The sequence below is a fragment of the Arthrobacter gyeryongensis genome (genome assembly GCF_039543785.1).
GTDB lineage: Bacteria > Actinomycetota > Actinomycetes > Actinomycetales > Micrococcaceae > Arthrobacter > Arthrobacter gyeryongensis.
The window spans coordinates 74,281-89,462 of sequence record NZ_BAABKK010000024.1; the positions used below are offsets into that span (position 1 = coordinate 74,281).

The following is a 15,182-nucleotide window of genomic DNA, read 5'->3' on the forward strand; positions in this document are numbered from 1 at the left end:
AACGTGCCTGCACACGACAGGATGATCCCACCGCTTAAGCGGGCGTCCCGCCGTCGACGTCTGCCATCGCCTGTTCGCGGACGGCTGCCATCCTTTGGACGACTGTGACGGCCGTAGCGGCGGCGAGCATGAGAAGGGTCACCAGCAAGACGACGGGAGGCAGCCCCAGTCCGGTCAGGCCGGTGACGAGGAGCACCGAAATGAGCCGCTCGGCGCGCTCGGCGATCCCCACATTGGCGTAGAAGCCCAATGATTCAGCCTTGGCGCGGGCGTACGAAACCACCATCCCAAGCACCAGGCAGGCCAGGGACGCGATTGCAATCGCGCTGTTCCCGCCGCCCATGAAGAACCAGATTGCGACGCCGGCGAAAATGGCGCCGTCTGCCAGCCGGTCCAGCGTGGAGTCGAGGAAGTTTCCCCACGGTCCGCTGCGTCCCTGCTCCCTCGCCATGATGCCGTCCACGACGTCGGACAGCGCGAAAACGGCGATCAGCAGCGAACCCCACCAGAGCTGGCCCAGGGGGTAGAGAATCAGGGCGCCGAGAACAACGCCGGCGGTCCCGACGACGGTGACGGCGTCGGGCGTGACCCCAACCCTGAGTAGGAACCGGGCAAGGGGCGAGAACAGCCCGGTGAAAAACCCGCGGGCGTGCCGATTAAGCATCCGTCTCCCCGGAGAGATCCGACTCTTCCGGCCAGGCGTCGGCCACTTGCTGGCGAACTTCGTCAAGGGTCTGAGTGATGGCCTTCGTCTGGGCGATGATCGGGAAGAAGTTCCCGTCCCCACCCCAGCGAGGAACCACGTGCTGATGCAGGTGTGCGGCGATTCCCGCCCCGCCTGCCACGCCTTGGTTCATGCCCAGGTTGAAGCCGCTCGGGTTGGCCACCTTTCGCAGGACCCGCATAGCGGTCTGCGTGAGCTCTGCCATTTCCGCCGTTTCCTGCACTGTGATGTCCGTGTAGTCCGGAACGTGCCGGTAAGGACACACCAGCAAATGACCGGGGTTGTAAGGGAACAAATTGAGCACCACGTAGCACGTCTTGCCGCGCCGCACGATGAGGGATTCCTCGTCCGTGCGGCTCGGAGCTACGCAGAACGGGCAATCGTCCTGGTTTTTGAACTGGTTCTGCCCGCCCTTGATGTAGGCAAGGCGGTGAGGAGTCCACAGGCGCTGGAAGGCATCAGGAACACCTGCCAGGCCGAAGTCGTCAGTCACTTCGGCATCGCCCGGATACTCAGCTGTCACGCCCGTGTTCTCCTGCACTGTTTCCTGCCCCCCGCGGTGTCCGACTCGTCAGCTCTCGCGGTTCTTGACGGCGTCCACAATCCTTCGGACGGCCTCGGCAACGGGCACACCATTGTCCTGGCTACCGTCGCGGAAGCGGAACGAAACCGCGCCGGCCTCTGCGTCCTCTCCCCCGGCAATGAGGACGAAAGGAATCTTGTCCTTGCTCGCGGTGCGGATCTTCTTCGGGAAACGGTCCGAGGAAATGTCCACCTCGGCACGGATGCCCGCGGCCTTGAGCTGGCCGACGACGTCGAACATGTAGTCATTGAAAGCCTCCGCCACCGGAATGCCAACCACCTGCACGGGCGAGAGCCACGCGGGGAATGCTCCCGCGTAGTGTTCGGTCAGTACGCCCATGAAACGCTCCACTGAGCCGAACAAAGCGCGGTGGATCATGACCGGACGCTGGCGGGTGCCGTCGGCAGCCTGGAACTCCAGCTCGAACCGCTCAGGCAAGTTGAAGTCGAGCTGGATGGTGGACATCTGCCAGGTGCGGCCCAACGCGTCCTTCGCCTGCACGGAGATCTTGGGACCGTAGAACGCGGCTCCACCCGGATCCGGGACCAGCTCCAGCCCCGAGGCCTCGGCTACTTCGGCCAAGGTCCGGGTGGCTTCCTCCCAGGCGGCGTCCTCTCCAACGAACTTGTCTTCGTTCTTGGTGGACAGTTCAAGGTAGAAGTCATCCAGTCCGTAGTCCTTGAGCAGGCCAAGGACGAAGTTCAGGGTTGTGGTGAGTTCGTCCTTCATCTGCTCGCGGGTGCAGTAGATGTGGGCGTCGTCCTGTGTCATGCCGCGTACGCGGGTCAGGCCGTGGACAACACCGGACTTCTCGTAGCGGTACACAGAGCCGAATTCGAAGAGCCGAAGGGGCAGTTCCCGGTACGATCGGCCGCGTGACCGGAAGATCAGGTTGTGCATGGGGCAGTTCATCGGCTTCAGGTAGTAGTCCTGGCCGGGCTTGCGCACGGTGCCGTCGTCGTTCAGTTCCGCGTCGATGTGCATCGCCGGGAACATGCCTTCCTTGTACCAGTCAAGGTGGCCGGAGACTTCGTAGAGGTGCCCCTTGGTGATGTGCGGGGTGTAGACGAACTCGTACCCGGCGTCCACGTGACGCTGGCGCGAATAGTCCTCCATCGCCTTGCGGATGATGCCGCCCTTGGGGTGGAACACCGGCAGGCCGGAGCCCAGCTCATCCGGGAAGGAAAACAGATCCAGCTCCGCGCCGAGCTTGCGGTGATCGCGGCGCTCGGCCTCGGCGATGCGCTCCTGGTATGCCTTCAGCGCGTCCTTGGTGGGCCAGGCGGTGCCGTAGATGCGCTGCAGCTGCTGGTTGTTCTGGTTGCCCAGCCAGTATGCCGCCGAGGAGCGGGTCAGGGCGAAGGCGTTGGAGATCAGCTTGGTGTTGGGCAAGTGCGGGCCGCGGCAAAGATCGCACCAGACGCTGTCACCGCTCTTGCGGTCCACGTTGTCGTAGATGGTGATGTCTCCGGCGCCCACCTCGACGTTGACGCCCTCGCCGGCGTCGGCGGCGTCATTCTTCTTGCCCAGCAGTTCAAGCTTGTAGGGCTCGCCCTTCATGGCTTCGCGGGCTTCGTCTTCAGTGACGACGCGGCGCACGAACTTCTGGTTCTGGTTGATGATCTTTTGCATCATCTTCTCAAGTTGGCGCAGGTCTTCAGGAGTGAAGGGCTCGGCAACATCGAAGTCGAAGTAGAAGCCGTCTGTGATGTATGGGCCGATTCCGAGTTTGGCGTCCGGACGAAGCTGCTGCACAGCCTGGGCCATGACGTGCGCGGTGGAGTGGCGCAGGACGTTCAGTCCGTCCGGCGAGTCGATGGTGATGCCATCTACCTGGGCGCCCTCGGGCAGCACCTGGTCGAGGTCTTTCAGTTCGCCGTCGACCCGGGCCACTACGACGTCGCGGCGCTCAAAGAAGAGTTCCGCGCCGGTGGTCCCTTCCGTCACCTTGGTCTCTTCGCCATCGACGATGAGGGTGATCTGCTGGGCATCTGACACGGGTGTCTCCTATTCATTGATAAGGCTTCATAGCTTGTGGCGTACGGGGACCACAGCCAGCCATCGTCCATCGTATCCGCTCCGGCTGGGGCAGCCAAAGCAGGCGCGGGCGCGCCGTTTTTCGCCGAGGAGACTTGGTGCCGCACGGCTTTTTGGCATGCGCCATTGCGGCCCGTTCAATCCACATGGGCGGGCCTTTGGGTCCGGGGTGCGGGGCGGTTCGCGAACGCGCGCTAGCGCAGGGCTACGAGCGGCCCGCGGCGCTTCTCACTTCGTGCTTCCGCCACGCAGGTTGGTGGAACAGATGCAAGTGGTGTGCCTGGCGCTCAAGGGACGGCGTCCAGCGTCCGTGGCTCCGGTCCTTGATGAGGGCCGTTCCGGCGATCTCCCTGAGCGTGGATATCCCGCGGACAGCCGATTGTTTGGTGGCAAAAGTCGTAGACATCGCCAGAATGTCGCCTTCGCCGTCGCGCAGCGCAATCCTGTACCCATCGTTGGGTCCGTCGACCAGCTCAAAGTATCCAGCCATTGTGTAGCCTCCTTTGAAACCTGCGGTTGTAAAGGACACCAACCAGTTTACCGAGCCAAACCCATTTGGGCGGTGGTTCTTTGGGAGTACTGCAACAGTTCGGGCAGGTCCGCTAAGGCTTTGCTTGAAGCAATGCAAGGAGGGCACTGCCGTCCGGACTGCCCAGGCCAGTGCAGGGATCCCAGCCGGTCCCGGCGTGGTAACTCCCATTGGAGCCTGAAACGATGTCATGGAAGCCCGACGCCGGTTGGTTGCCGTTTTGGTAAAGCAGCGGCTGGATGAGCCCGAAGCGCCTGTTAGTGGCCTGCGCGAGGCGGGCAACCAGGGCCGCCCAGAGCGGTGCGACCGCACTGGTTCCGCCGATCACCATGTCTTTCCCGTCGACGCGCACCTTGTAACCCGTCTGCGGGTCGGCGACGCCGCTGACATCCGGGACGCCCCTTCCGGCCTTCTTGGGCGCAGGCTTGTGCTTGGCGTGCCCCGAGATGCCGGACTGCCAGGACGGAACCGGAAAGACATCGCTGTAACCTCCGCCAGTAGCCGAGTTGGGGCCGTCGTTCCAGACCGTTTCCGCGCTGATGACGCCTGTCGCGGCGTCTGCTTGAAGGCGGGTTCCGCCGCAGGCCAGCACATGCGGGCTCGACGCCGGAAAATCGGCGTGATCCTTGTTGTCCGTTGCGCCGTCCGCGCTGCCGTTGTCCCCGGCTGCGGCTGTCACGGTCACCCCGAGGGCCGCGGCATCGGCCAGCGCCTGGTCGAAAGCCGTCCGGGCTTGGGCAGTCCAGGCGTCTTCGCTCTGGCCCCAACTTATGCTGATCGCGGCCGGCGCCGGATTTGCATGGGAGGCTGCGACAATCGCGTCCAGGAATCCGGCGTCCGTGTTGGGAGCGAAATAGACCACGATGGTGGCCTTGGGCGCCAAGGCGCCGACCACTTCGACGTCGAGCAGGACTTCCCCGTCGGCGCCCGCCGGATCCTGTCCGGGCTGGTTCGCCCCGCCGTCGACTCCCACCGCGGTGACGCTGGGCGTGGCGATCCCCAGGCCCTGGAAGTAGGTGTCAAGGTCTTGCTGTCCGTAGCCGCCGCCCAGCTCAAGGATGGCAACAGTTTGGCCCGTTCCGTCCGTTCCCTCAGGAAAGTTGTAGATCTTTCCCAGCTGGGGCGGGGTGTAGCTGGTACCGGCAGAGGCCAGGGGAATGGCGCGGAATTGGGCCCGGGCCTGCGGCCGATCGTCAAGGCCGAGGACGGCGACGACGACGCCGTCGAGATCTGCAGGTACTTGCAGGCCCCCGGTGCGATGCCGGTGGGTGACAGCGGTGCCGTCCGGGCTTCGGCTCGTCAGCTCGTCAAGCGACGTACCGAAGATGCTGCTCATGCGCTCCACGGTTCCAGACAGCCGAATCCTGCGGCTGGCTGCGTCCGACTCCACGACGTCGAGACCGAGGTCGGCGAAGGTGCGTACAGCGAGATCAAGGTCTGCTGCCGACGCGCCGTACCGGGAGGCCAGTTCGTCCCGCGAAAGCGCAGCGGACGGAACTTCGGGCATCTCTTCCTGGCGCCTCAGGATGACCGTCGCCTCGATCCGACGCGAAGGATCGACGGGACCGAGAACGTCCCGGACGCCCGGAGCCGGAGCCCTGTCAGATCCGGGCAGCGGAACGCTTTGCGTTTCCTTAGGCTGTCGCTCTTCTGGAGTGTCCTGCATCGACATTGGTGCCTCCTACGCTCGCTGTGAGAGAGCTTCGTCCCCTGCGATTATGCACCAGGAGCCACTTTGGCACCATGGCGTGGAACAGGAATGGTCACTGGCGCCGACTCGGCTGGCGCGGCTTCCGAAGGGCTTGGGCACGGCGGCTGCCCACGGTAGCGTGGGGCCTTGGCGGCCCAAGCCACAGCAATGGCCGGCGCAGCGGCGAGTCAAAGGAGCGAACCATCAATAGGTCACACCGAACATCAGCCCATGAACCCGACACCGCAGTTGAATTGAACCCGGTGTTCAGCCGGCCGGGAGAATCCAGTATTTTTCCACGGTTCACCATTCCGGACGGTGAGTCCCTTCCTTCGACTGCTTATCAGGTTGTCCACGACGAAGCCATGTTGGACGGCAACTCCCGCCTGAACCTCGCCACGTTCGTTGGAACCTGGATGGAACCCGAGGCGTCGAAGCTGTATGCCGAAACGTTCGACAAGAACATGATCGACAAGGACGAATACCCCCAGACGGCGTTGATTGAGACCCGCTGCTGGCGGATGCTCGCCGACTTGTGGAACGCCCCCGATCCGGCCAAGTCCGTTGGGACCTCCACGATCGGTTCCTCCGAGGCATGCATGCTCGGCGGCCTGGCCTTGAAGCGTCGCTGGCAGCACGCGCGGCGGGCGGCCGGCCTTTCCACCGACAAACCCAACCTGGTCCTCAGCTCGGCAGTGCAGGTGTGCTGGGAGAAGTTCTGCAACTACTGGGATGTGGAGGCCCGGTACGTTCCGGTGTCGAAGGAACACCAAATGCTGGACGGCTACGAGCTGGACAAGTATGTGGACGAGAACACCATTGGCGTTGTGGCGATCATGGGCGTGACCTACACGGGAGTCTATGAACCCGTCGAAAAAATCTCGGCGGCGCTGGACGAGATCCAGGAAAAGCACGGCTTTGATGTTCCGATCCACGTCGACGGTGCCTCCGGAGCCATGGTTGCGCCCTTCCTGCAACGGGAGACAGTCTGGGACTTCCGTCTGCCGAGGGTTGCCTCGATCAACACGTCCGGCCACAAGTACGGCTTGGTCTATCCCGGTCTTGGCTGGATCATTTGGCGGGACGAGCAAGCGCTCCCCGAGGACCTGATCTTCCATGTCAGCTACCTCGGCGGGAACATGCCGAGCTTCGCCCTGAACTTCTCGCGGCCCGGCGCCCAGGTGCTGCTTCAGTACTACCTGTTCCTCCGGCTCGGATACGAGGGATACAAATCCGTTCAGGCGACCTCGCGGGACGTGGCGCTCTATCTATCGAGTGAAATAGGGGCGATGGAGCCGTTTACTTTGTGGAGCGACGGATCGGACATCCCGGTCTTTGCTTGGCAGCTCACCGACGGCTACACGGAGAACTGGAACCTTCACCACTTGTCCGAGCGGCTGCGGATGAATGGATGGCTCGTCCCTGCCTACCCCATGCCGGAGGGATTGGGCGAGATCACGGTCCAACGGATCGTTGTCCGGAACGGTTTCACACGAGACCTCGCATCGAGTTTCCTGGCCGATCTCAAGAAGGAAGTCGCCTACTTGGACGGCCTCACCTCGCCCATGCCCGCCGGCGGGCAAACCCAGGCGTTCCACCACTAGCCAGCAGCTTCACCACCGACCGCTTCAAGGATGGATGTGTGCCATGTGCCGATTGTTCGGCTTGCACGCCGGTTCACAAGCAGTCCGCGCCACTTTCTGGCTCCTGGACGCGCCGGACAGTCTCGCCGACCAGAGCCGGCGCGAGCCCGACGGCGCCGGCATAGGCACCTTCGACAGTGACGGTAAGGCCCATGTCGCCAAGCAGCCGCTCGCCGCATGGGAGGATCACGCCTTCGCGCGTGAGGCGCGGGTGCTGAAAAGCACGACGTTCCTGGCCCACGTGCGGTATGCCAGTACTGGAGCGCACACGATGGTCAACACGCATCCGTTCGAGCAGGACGGGAGGTTGTTCGCCCACAACGGCGCCTTCGGCGATCTTGAACGGCTCGATCAGCGGCTGGCTGAGTTCGGGGTTTCGGATCTGGTAAAGGGCCAGACAGACAGTGAACGCCTCTTCGCATTGATCACCGCGGAGAGCAGGCGCGCAGGTGGCGACGTCGGCAAAGGTATCAGCCAAGCGATCAGCTGGATTGCGAAGGAGCTCCCAGTGTTCAGCTTGAACCTGATCCTCACGACGGCGAGCGACGTTTGGGCGGTCAGGTATCCGGACACACATGAACTGCACATTTTGGAACGGTTGCCCGCCCACTCCGAGGAGGCAGCTCCCCTGGACGCGCGGAGCTCCTGCATCCGCGCCCACAGCAAGGATTTGGCCCATTCCGGTCACGTCCTCATTGCCACTGAACCGATGGATGAGAACCCGGAGTGGAGAGCGCTGCCCGGCGGTGCGTTGGTCCACGTCAATCCGGATCTAGGTGTGACCATCAGCCACCCCTTCCCGGAGGCTCCGACACACCCGCTCACGCTATCCGACCTCTCCCCCTCCGCGGCAGCATCCCAGAAGCCGTGATCCTCGAACACAAAACAGCGTCCGGCGTCTTGGGCTTATGGCCGCGTGTTCATCGTGTCCGTGGGCTCCGCCGCGCATAAGATCGATCCATGACCGCTGAAGTCGAATCCGAAACCGCCTTCGTCCCGGCCGTCCAACTCGACGGGCAAATGAGCATCAATGACGTCCTGCTTGAGCTGGGACGGGAACCCGTAGTGTACCCGTCCGCCAACGCCGACGCCGGCGATTTCCACATTTTCTAGCACTGACGCGGAGGGAACTCCGGCTGACAGAGGTACTGGCAGGGACTCCCTCAAGGCGCTCAAACGTCACTATCGTTGATCGCATGGACAACCGGAACGACGCCCGCGATTTCCTTGCTTCCCGGCGTGCGAAGATCACTCCCGAACAAGCGGGGCTACCGACGTCGGGCGGGAACCGGCGCGTGGCCGGTCTCCGTCGCGGAGAAGTCGCAATCCTAGCCGGGGTAAGCGTCGAGTATTACACGCGGCTGGAACGCGGAAACCTTGCCGGAGTATCCGAGAGCGTACTGGAAGCATTGGCCAGGGCTCTACAACTCGACGAAGCTGAGAGCGCACACCTGTTCGATCTGGCGCGCACAGCCGGGACGAGCAAGCGGCAGCGTCGGTCGGCGCCACAACAGGTCCGGCCAAGTGTCCACTTTGCCCTTGACGCCATCACTGACGCGCCGGCATTTGTCCGCAACGCGCGCATGGATATCCTCGCCGCCAACAAACTTGGCCTTGCTTTACATTCCGAGATGTACGTCAACCCGGTCAGGCCGGCCAACTATGCGCGCTTCATTTTCCTGGATGAGGAGCGGGCCCGGAGGTTCTTCCCGGATTGGGAACTCGCTGCCAACAACATGGTCGCCATCCTGCGCACCGAGGCCGGCCGCGACCCCTTCGACCGCGGACTGAGCGATCTTGTAGGCGAACTTTCCACCCGAAGCGATGAATTCCGCACTCGCTGGGCCGCCCACAATGTGCGCCGCCACTACAGCGGCTTCAAGCATTTCCATCACCCCGTGGTGGGCGAACTCCGGCTGCTGTTCGAAGCGATGGAATTGTCAGCGGACACCGGCCTCTCCCTGTTCATCTACCCTGCAGAACCTGGCTCCCCCTCGGCAGATGCCCTGCGACTCCTCGCGAGCTGGGCTGCCACGCAGGAACTGGCAGATCAACCCCAAGCCGCACCCACTGCAGGTGGAGTGTGACGGCAGCCTAAGGCGTTGATCGGGCTGCGGCCAGGCTGGCCTTGAGCCACGAAACGGCGTGTCTTCTCTGAGTGGCCGGAAAGGCGTGCCCTCCTTCGAAAGGAACGAAACGAAGATTGGGCACAAACCAGGCCGGGTTATGGGAAATGCCCTCACGTTCGAAGGACTCAAGCGTCCCGAACCCGCAACTAAGAACACCCCACCTGGGCGCCCAACGAATGACCGACAATCCCCAGAGGCCCTTGCACCTCATCGCAAGCTTCGAGCCACGAAGTAGCCACGGCAATATCCCTCGTGTGGCCGCCCTGGAGCGTTGAGCCACCAGCCATGAGATCCTGCGCATCTTCGAATCCGAGGAGGTCCGGGACGAGCGTCGGAACGCCGGACTCGGCCAATTCGACGGCGAAAGCCATTTGCGGGTCACCTTCGAGCCCGGCGAGCTCGCTCTTTCCCAGAGCATAGTTTCCGGCGTGTTGACGGACCGCCACCACGGCACCCACGTGGTGATCGTCGTCGATCGGATTTAGGAACAGGCAAGGGACCACGTCCCCGCCAGCCGTCCAAAGCTCGATCCGCTCCCTGAGGACACTTCCCTGGCGCAGGCGCGGGCCGCGAACAACTAGCCTACGGCCCTCTCCGCCCCTCTTCGTCGCCTCGCTCGTCGTCGCGCTCCCGCCGGTCTCCGGCGTCGTCCCTGTCCCGACGGCGTTCCTCACTATTCGTGTCCGAGCGGTTGCCCGCATCGGGGTCCAACTCTTCTGCGCGCCGTAGCCTTTCCTGCGAGGCTTCGTTGGCCCGTTCGGCCGCCTTCTGCTTGTCGGTGGCCTCCTGATGCAAGCGTTCCGCTTCGCTCTCGGCGCGGGCGGCGTCAGCCGCCGCTCGAGCGGCCTCTGCGCTGCGCTCATGAGCTCCGAGGGCGTCGGCACGGGCTTTCTCGCGGAGGTCCGCAGCGCGCTTGCGGTTAGCTGCGTCCTTCGCGCGGCGCCCATAAGCGACGACGGCGACGATCACCGCGATGATCACAATCGCCACCACGATCCAAATCCATACTTGCCCGTCCATTGCAGCTCCCCTCGAAAATTGACTGTGCTTCCGGTGCGCAAGTTCTATCGTTCGGCCGATCCTGCCGTTGGCAGCCCGGATCGGCGGCCCCGGACAGCGCGCGGATGCTGGTCCCTTGAGTCAACAACTTTGCGTGAAACATGGCACGAGTAGCCTGTACTTGTTTTCCCCAGAGGTTCCAGCGGATTGCCGCTGCTGGTTTACTCAACGGCAGGCGACGGTCGCCGAACGTCAAAGGACAGCGAGGGTTCGTCGGGCGTAGCGAGGGTCAGCACCGCCTCCTCGACGGTCTCCTCGTCTTCCAGTTCCCGTTCAACACGGCGCAACGCGATGGCTACTTCATGCTCCCGAAGGTCGCCCGTGATATCCACAGCCGCCACGAGGTATAGCTTGCGCGGCCCAACAAACTCCAGGTGCAGATACGTCAGGCGATCGATTTCCGGGTGTTCCATGACCCTGATCGCCATCGACTTCTCGAGTTCCGGTGTAACGCCCTGACCGACGAGGAAGCGACGATTGCGATCTATCAGCACCACCGCGATGACACCGAGAAGGATGCCGACAAATATGGATCCGAGGGCATCCGGGAGCGGTGATCCGGTGAGCTGGTGCAGGAAGATCCCCAAGAAGGCAATGAGCAGGCCTATCAGCGCTGCGCTGTCCTCCGCGAAGACGGCGCGCATGGTGGGGTCCGAGCTTTTGAGCACTTGCTCCAAGGTGCGACGTTCAAGTCGCCTTGCCGACGTGCGGGCCTGGCGGAACGCCTGGACGAACGAGGCCCCTTCGAGCACGAACGATATCGCCAGGACGACATAGGCGACCTCGAAATCACCGGCTGGTTCCGGTGCGAAAAGCTGTTGGACACCGTGCATCACCGACACGACAGCCCCTGCGGTGAACAAGCCAAAGGCGGCAAACATCGACCACACGTAAGCTTCCCTGCCGTAGCCCATCGGATGGGCCACGTCCCGCTGTTTCGAGGATCTCCTTTCAGCCACCAGCAGGAATATCTGGTTGCCGGTGTCCGCCCAGGAGTGGGCGGACTCGGCGATCATCGAAGCGGAGCCGGTAAGTATGGCGGCGACGGTTTTTGCCGCGGCGACCAATAGATTTGCGGCAAAGGCCAAGATCACGGTCATGAGGGATGAAGATGGCATCTTGACCTTCTTCGTTTCAACCATGGAAGCTACGGTACCCAACAACCGTGGAGGCCACGCCTAGTGGCTGCCGAGGAACGAACGGAGGGTGTGGGCGTTACGGACCGCGTTGCCGCCGCCGTCGTTATTGAAATAGGCGAAGACCTCCTTGCCCGCGGCCTCCCATTCCGCAATTCGGTCCGCCCACCAGCGCAGGTCCTGATCGGAGTATGAACCTCCGTAAAGATGATGGTGATCCGGCCCATGCATCCTGATGTAGACAAACGGCGCCGTGGCCCTCAGGACGCAAGGGAGCTCCGCTCCGCTCATGATGCAGTAGGCCGTTTGGTGCCTTTCAAGCAGTTCGTAGACGGCCCCGTCGTGCCAGCTGTGATGGCGGAATTCGACGGCGACCTTGATCCACTCGGGGAGGAGGCCAAGGAAATAGGCCAGCCGGCCGTCGTCGCGCTCCATTCCCGGCGGCAACTGGACCAACAGGACCCCACGCCTGTCCCCGAGCTCATGCCACGCCGAGGTGATCCTGCCGATCCAGGCTTCAGGGGCATAAAGGCGCTTGCCATGGGTGAGCCCACGGGGCGCCTTGACCGAAAACACGAACCCTTCAGGTAGGCGGCGTCGCCAACTGGCGAACGATGAATCGCGCGGCCAACGATAGAAACTCGCGTTGAGTTCGACGGTTTCGAATTGCTGCACGTAGTAATCGAGCCGGTTGCGGGAGGGGGTGCCGGCGGGATAGAGCACGTGGTCCCAGTGGTCGTAACTCCACCCCGACGTCCCTACGTGGGTTGCCATCCGGCCAGCCTATGGTCGAAGTCGCTGAATAAGTAAGCTGATGATATTCGGAATCGATGAGAGGTTGGTCGATAGCCATGCGAATCGGGTCGATTTTCGGGCTGATCGTGGTGATCTGGCTCATAATTGGAGCGGTAGCTGCCGGGCAGCGTGGCTACTTCAGCGCAGTTCCCGCGCAGTGCTCCCAGTGGGCAACAATTAGCCTGAATATTGTTGCTGGCCCCCTGAACTACATGGGACTGAACCCTGTGGCAGGCTGCGAACTGCCGCGCCCGTCGTGAGCGGACCGGAGGATCCTCTACTGCCCGGGCCTACTCCCGACACGCGGCATGAGTCCGAGGACCAACGGATGGACCGCAACTGGAATGAGCTGCTCCAGGAGCTGCGGGTCCTCCAGACAGGCGTGCAAATTATCGGCGGCTTCCTGCTGACCCTGCCGTTCCAACAGAGATTCGGCACGCTCACGGAGCTGCAGAAGTGGTGGTTTCTCCTGCTGGTTGTCCTGGCGACCATGACCACCGGGCTCATGCTTGTTCCGGTCAGCCTGCACCGGCGGCTCTTCCAACATCACGTCAAGTACCGCCTGGTGGCTGCAGGGGACATGATCGTCAAGGCCGTCGTGGCGTGTGTATCCCTGCTGATCGCGGGATGCGCCGGACTGATCTTCAGCGTTGCCGTGGGGCCGGAGGCTGGCCTCGCCGCCGGCGGCAGCATCCTTATCGCCCTCGCGGCGCTCGTGCTGCTGTACCCGCTGCTTTCCTGGTCTCCCGGGCGCCGGAAGGCCGAGCCGGAACCCTAATTCGAGGCCTCACGCCGGCCTAGTCTAGGCCTTCTCGATCGACATAGTAAGTTTGCTGATCAATTTTCCCGAATCCATGGACAAATGACCGCCCGGCCTACTAGTTTCGATGTGGTAACAGGCTTGAGCGGGCGTCGGCAGAAGGCCAAAGGCCTTCTCGTCCGGGGCCAGCCTCCCGGTCAAGACGGACGGCGTCTTGAGTAGCAGGTTCTTGATTTTCCACCAACAGGTTCAACCAGCACGGAATGGACGGTATGGACATGGACAAGCAGCACGCAGCCGAGGAAGAGGCAGCCGGAGGCTACGGAACTCCGACGCCGGAACAAGAAACAGCAGGAAGCGGGGCCCAGCAGGCGAATCGGGGCGGGCACAACGGATCAGCCGCGGTGCCATCGGCTGATGCCGAGCTGGATGAGTCGAACTCCGAGGGAAGCAAGGCAGGGAGTTCCTTCTCATCCGAACCGAAGGGCGATGCGACAGGACTGCCAGAGGATAAGTCCCCGAAGGACGACGACGGCGAAACTTTCGACGCCGGCTAGACCGCCAAGAGGACCACCAACATCCGCAGGAACAAGCGCAAGCAAGGAGTACCAACATGGCTACCGTTAACCGAACAATCGACGTGGAAGTTCCCGTTTCAGTGGCTTACAACCAATGGACCCAGTTCGAGTCTTTCCCGGAATTCATGAAGGGCGTCGAAGCGGTGGAACAAATCGACGAGACCGCCCTGCATTTTTCCACCAACGTTGGCGGCGTCAAGCGCGAATTCAATGCCCAAATCCTCGAGCAGGTCCCGGACTCACTGGTCAGCTGGGCCAGCATTGACGGACCAAGGAACGCGGGGACGGTGAGCTTCGAGCCACTTGGCGCGGACCGTACCCGCGTGCGTGTAGAGATCGAATGGGAGCCGGAGAGTTTTGCCGAAAAGGCCGGCTCTCTGGTGGGCATCGACGACATGCGGGTTTCAGCCGACCTGGACAAGTTCAAGAAATTCATTGAGGAGCGCGGCTACGAGACTGGCGCTTGGCGAGGCTCCGTGGCCGCCGGCGATGTCGACGACTCCGGCGCAGCAGTCTCCCCCGCGGAGACCACCTCGGAGCTGCCCGCCGTCGATCCTGACTTGACGGCCCCTGCGGCTATGGGGGCTGCCGACGGCGGTGACCCGACTCGCCTCGGCCAGTACACCGAGGGCGACTACGGCACGGCGCGCGTCACGGATCTGCCCGCCGAGCGGATCGAAGGCGATTACACCGCGGAAGAATCGCCTCGTGACCCTTCCATGGAACGCGGCGCCGAATCGTGGCCTGCTACGGAAGGTGGCCCAGGCACAGAAACCCGTCCGCGTCAGTCGGACCGCTGAGCCCCGTGGGGCCGGCCGCGAACAGGCCGGCCCCACGGACGTCCGCCCAGATTTCATCGGCTATTCGAGGAGCAAACAATGAGCGAGTTCCCTCCCGACCCCACGCGAGACCCTAACGCTGACGCCACCCGAGAGCCTGGTCCAAGCCCGACGCCGGAGCCAGTGCCGTTGCCGGAGCCCGGGCCGACACCTGTGCCGACCCCTGGCCCGGTGCCCGAACCCGGACCCCGCCCGGGAACCCCCGAGCCGGTTCCGCTGCCCGAGCCGGGACCTCCCCCTGTCCCCGAACCGGGTCCCGACCTTCCCTTCCCGTGAGCTGGCAAGCCGTATTAGTTTGACGGAGGAGATGGAGGTCCCAAGCATGACCGTGAAACTCAACAAGAAGGCCTTCGATCATGCGAAGAGCCTTATCCGGGACAACAAGGTAGTCATCGATACCCGGGACGACTGGAGCGAGCACGCGCCTTCGACGCAGGATGAGAACACCTTCCTGGATAAGAACGGGAGCGCCCAATATTCGAAATGGTTTCTCGGCGTGGACGATGAGCATCCCGAGGGACAAAAGGGCCGCTACAAATTCCCGTATGGAGACTTCAAGAAAATCCATCGATGCGCCGTGATTTCAGGTGAAAGCAGGGCTAGCCAATACGACCATGACGATATTCGCGATGCCTTGGGGAACTTGCTTGAGCGGCTGAACGAGCACTAGGCAGGAGGGA

General features: G+C 63.0%; 18 protein-coding genes. 9 read left to right on the forward strand and 9 right to left on the reverse strand.

Going from position 1 to position 15,182, the window contains the following annotated elements; translation table 11 throughout:
* Positions 1 to 34: 34 nt before the first annotated feature.
* From pgsA to ABEA18_RS16105, 5 genes are all read right to left on the reverse strand, one after another.
* On the reverse strand, positions 35 to 664 hold the full coding sequence (pgsA, locus tag ABEA18_RS16085) for a phosphatidylinositol phosphate synthase (RefSeq protein ID WP_345450671.1): 630 nt from the start codon (positions 662 to 664) through the stop codon (positions 35 to 37).
* A complete protein-coding gene (locus ABEA18_RS16090) occupies positions 657 to 1,265 on the reverse strand; it encodes an HIT family protein (RefSeq protein WP_345450673.1) in 609 nt (202 codons plus the stop codon). Before ABEA18_RS16090 ends, pgsA begins: the two co-directional genes overlap by 8 nt.
* Before the next feature lie 30 nt (positions 1,266 to 1,295).
* Positions 1,296 to 3,305, reverse strand: a complete 2,010-nt coding sequence (thrS, locus tag ABEA18_RS16095) for a threonine--tRNA ligase (RefSeq protein ID WP_345450675.1) — start codon at positions 3,303 to 3,305, stop codon at positions 1,296 to 1,298.
* A 244-nt stretch (positions 3,306 to 3,549) separates the two neighbouring features.
* Entirely contained in the window at positions 3,550 to 3,834 is a 285-nt protein-coding gene (locus tag ABEA18_RS16100) for a YegP family protein (RefSeq protein WP_345450677.1), read from the reverse strand.
* Between the two features lie 112 nt (positions 3,835 to 3,946).
* The gene (locus tag ABEA18_RS16105; RefSeq protein WP_345450679.1) at positions 3,947 to 5,545 is read right to left on the reverse strand and encodes a S53 family peptidase; all 1,599 of its coding nucleotides are present in this window, start codon (positions 5,543 to 5,545) and stop codon (positions 3,947 to 3,949) included.
* Positions 5,546 to 5,766: 221 nt separating this feature from the next.
* Between ABEA18_RS16105 and gad the strand changes: the two genes are divergently transcribed.
* The 4 genes from gad (at position 5,767) to ABEA18_RS16125 (ending at position 9,293) form a co-directional block, all read left to right on the forward strand.
* Positions 5,767 to 7,167 (forward strand): glutamate decarboxylase, encoded by a 1,401-nt coding sequence (gene gad, locus ABEA18_RS16110; protein WP_345451197.1) that lies wholly within the window; start codon positions 5,767 to 5,769, stop codon positions 7,165 to 7,167.
* 43 nt (positions 7,168 to 7,210) lie between these two features.
* Positions 7,211 to 8,077, forward strand: coding sequence for a class II glutamine amidotransferase (locus ABEA18_RS16115; protein WP_345450681.1), 867 nt, complete (start codon positions 7,211 to 7,213; stop codon positions 8,075 to 8,077).
* 89 nt (positions 8,078 to 8,166) lie between these two features.
* On the forward strand, positions 8,167 to 8,319 hold the full coding sequence (locus ABEA18_RS16120) for a hypothetical protein (RefSeq protein ID WP_172465612.1): 153 nt from the start codon (positions 8,167 to 8,169) through the stop codon (positions 8,317 to 8,319).
* A gap of 83 nt (positions 8,320 to 8,402) precedes the next feature.
* A complete protein-coding gene (locus ABEA18_RS16125; RefSeq protein ID WP_345450683.1) occupies positions 8,403 to 9,293 on the forward strand; it encodes a helix-turn-helix transcriptional regulator in 891 nt (296 codons plus the stop codon).
* 188 nt (positions 9,294 to 9,481) lie between these two features.
* Here ABEA18_RS16125 and ABEA18_RS16130 read toward each other — a convergent pair whose 3' ends face one another.
* From ABEA18_RS16130 to ABEA18_RS16145, 4 genes are all read right to left on the reverse strand, one after another.
* Complete coding sequence (locus tag ABEA18_RS16130) at positions 9,482 to 9,838, reverse strand: dienelactone hydrolase family protein (protein WP_345450685.1); 357 nt, start codon at positions 9,836 to 9,838, stop codon at positions 9,482 to 9,484.
* A gap of 79 nt (positions 9,839 to 9,917) precedes the next feature.
* Entirely contained in the window at positions 9,918 to 10,355 is a 438-nt protein-coding gene (locus ABEA18_RS16135; protein WP_345450687.1) for a hypothetical protein, read from the reverse strand.
* Between the two features lie 200 nt (positions 10,356 to 10,555).
* A complete protein-coding gene (locus tag ABEA18_RS16140; RefSeq protein WP_345450689.1) occupies positions 10,556 to 11,536 on the reverse strand; it encodes a cation diffusion facilitator family transporter in 981 nt (326 codons plus the stop codon).
* Between the two features lie 36 nt (positions 11,537 to 11,572).
* Positions 11,573 to 12,304, reverse strand: coding sequence for a DUF72 domain-containing protein (locus ABEA18_RS16145; RefSeq protein WP_345450691.1), 732 nt, complete (start codon positions 12,302 to 12,304; stop codon positions 11,573 to 11,575).
* Between the two features lie 77 nt (positions 12,305 to 12,381).
* Between ABEA18_RS16145 and ABEA18_RS16150 the strand changes: the two genes are divergently transcribed.
* The 5 genes from ABEA18_RS16150 to ABEA18_RS16170 all read left to right on the forward strand — a co-directional run bounded on the left by ABEA18_RS16150 (position 12,382) and on the right by ABEA18_RS16170 (position 15,172).
* Positions 12,382 to 12,585 carry a hypothetical protein gene (locus ABEA18_RS16150; protein WP_345450693.1) on the forward strand — a complete coding sequence of 68 codons (204 nt, stop codon included), beginning with the start codon at positions 12,382 to 12,384 and terminating at the stop codon, positions 12,583 to 12,585.
* The gene (locus ABEA18_RS16155; protein ID WP_345450695.1) at positions 12,582 to 13,103 is read left to right on the forward strand and encodes a DUF6328 family protein; all 522 of its coding nucleotides are present in this window, start codon (positions 12,582 to 12,584) and stop codon (positions 13,101 to 13,103) included. Before ABEA18_RS16150 ends, ABEA18_RS16155 begins: the two co-directional genes overlap by 4 nt.
* A 260-nt stretch (positions 13,104 to 13,363) precedes the next feature.
* Positions 13,364 to 13,642 (forward strand): hypothetical protein, encoded by a 279-nt coding sequence (locus ABEA18_RS16160; RefSeq protein WP_345450697.1) that lies wholly within the window; start codon positions 13,364 to 13,366, stop codon positions 13,640 to 13,642.
* Positions 13,643 to 13,698: 56 nt separating this feature from the next.
* Positions 13,699 to 14,463 (forward strand): SRPBCC family protein, encoded by a 765-nt coding sequence (locus tag ABEA18_RS16165; protein WP_345450699.1) that lies wholly within the window; start codon positions 13,699 to 13,701, stop codon positions 14,461 to 14,463.
* A gap of 361 nt (positions 14,464 to 14,824) precedes the next feature.
* Positions 14,825 to 15,172, forward strand: a complete 348-nt coding sequence (locus ABEA18_RS16170) for a hypothetical protein (protein WP_345450701.1) — start codon at positions 14,825 to 14,827, stop codon at positions 15,170 to 15,172.
* Positions 15,173 to 15,182 lie beyond the last annotated feature (10 nt).

Bases quoted from the DNA above. Each gene is read 5' to 3' on its own strand.
- ABEA18_RS16160 (WP_345450697.1), top strand. From the start codon at position 13,364: ATGGACAAGCAGCACGCAGCCGAGGAAGAGGCAGCCGGAGGCTACGGA.
- ABEA18_RS16165 (WP_345450699.1), top strand. From the start codon at position 13,699: ATGGCTACCGTTAACCGAACAATCGACGTGGAAGTTCCCGTTTCAGTG.
- ABEA18_RS16125 (WP_345450683.1), top strand. From the start codon at position 8,403: ATGGACAACCGGAACGACGCCCGCGATTTCCTTGCTTCCCGGCGTGCG.
- ABEA18_RS16140 (WP_345450689.1), bottom strand. From the start codon at position 11,536: ATGGTTGAAACGAAGAAGGTCAAGATGCCATCTTCATCCCTCATGACC.
- ABEA18_RS16145 (WP_345450691.1), bottom strand. From the start codon at position 12,304: ATGGCAACCCACGTAGGGACGTCGGGGTGGAGTTACGACCACTGGGAC.
- ABEA18_RS16100 (WP_345450677.1), bottom strand. From the start codon at position 3,834: ATGGCTGGATACTTTGAGCTGGTCGACGGACCCAACGATGGGTACAGG.
- ABEA18_RS16135 (WP_345450687.1), bottom strand. From the start codon at position 10,355: ATGGACGGGCAAGTATGGATTTGGATCGTGGTGGCGATTGTGATCATC.
- ABEA18_RS16120 (WP_172465612.1), top strand. From the start codon at position 8,167: ATGACCGCTGAAGTCGAATCCGAAACCGCCTTCGTCCCGGCCGTCCAA.
- ABEA18_RS16115 (WP_345450681.1), top strand. From the start codon at position 7,211: ATGTGCCGATTGTTCGGCTTGCACGCCGGTTCACAAGCAGTCCGCGCC.
- ABEA18_RS16170 (WP_345450701.1), top strand. From the start codon at position 14,825: ATGACCGTGAAACTCAACAAGAAGGCCTTCGATCATGCGAAGAGCCTT.
- ABEA18_RS16105 (WP_345450679.1), bottom strand. From the start codon at position 5,545: ATGTCGATGCAGGACACTCCAGAAGAGCGACAGCCTAAGGAAACGCAA.
- ABEA18_RS16150 (WP_345450693.1), top strand. From the start codon at position 12,382: ATGCGAATCGGGTCGATTTTCGGGCTGATCGTGGTGATCTGGCTCATA.
- pgsA (WP_345450671.1), bottom strand. From the start codon at position 664: ATGCTTAATCGGCACGCCCGCGGGTTTTTCACCGGGCTGTTCTCGCCC.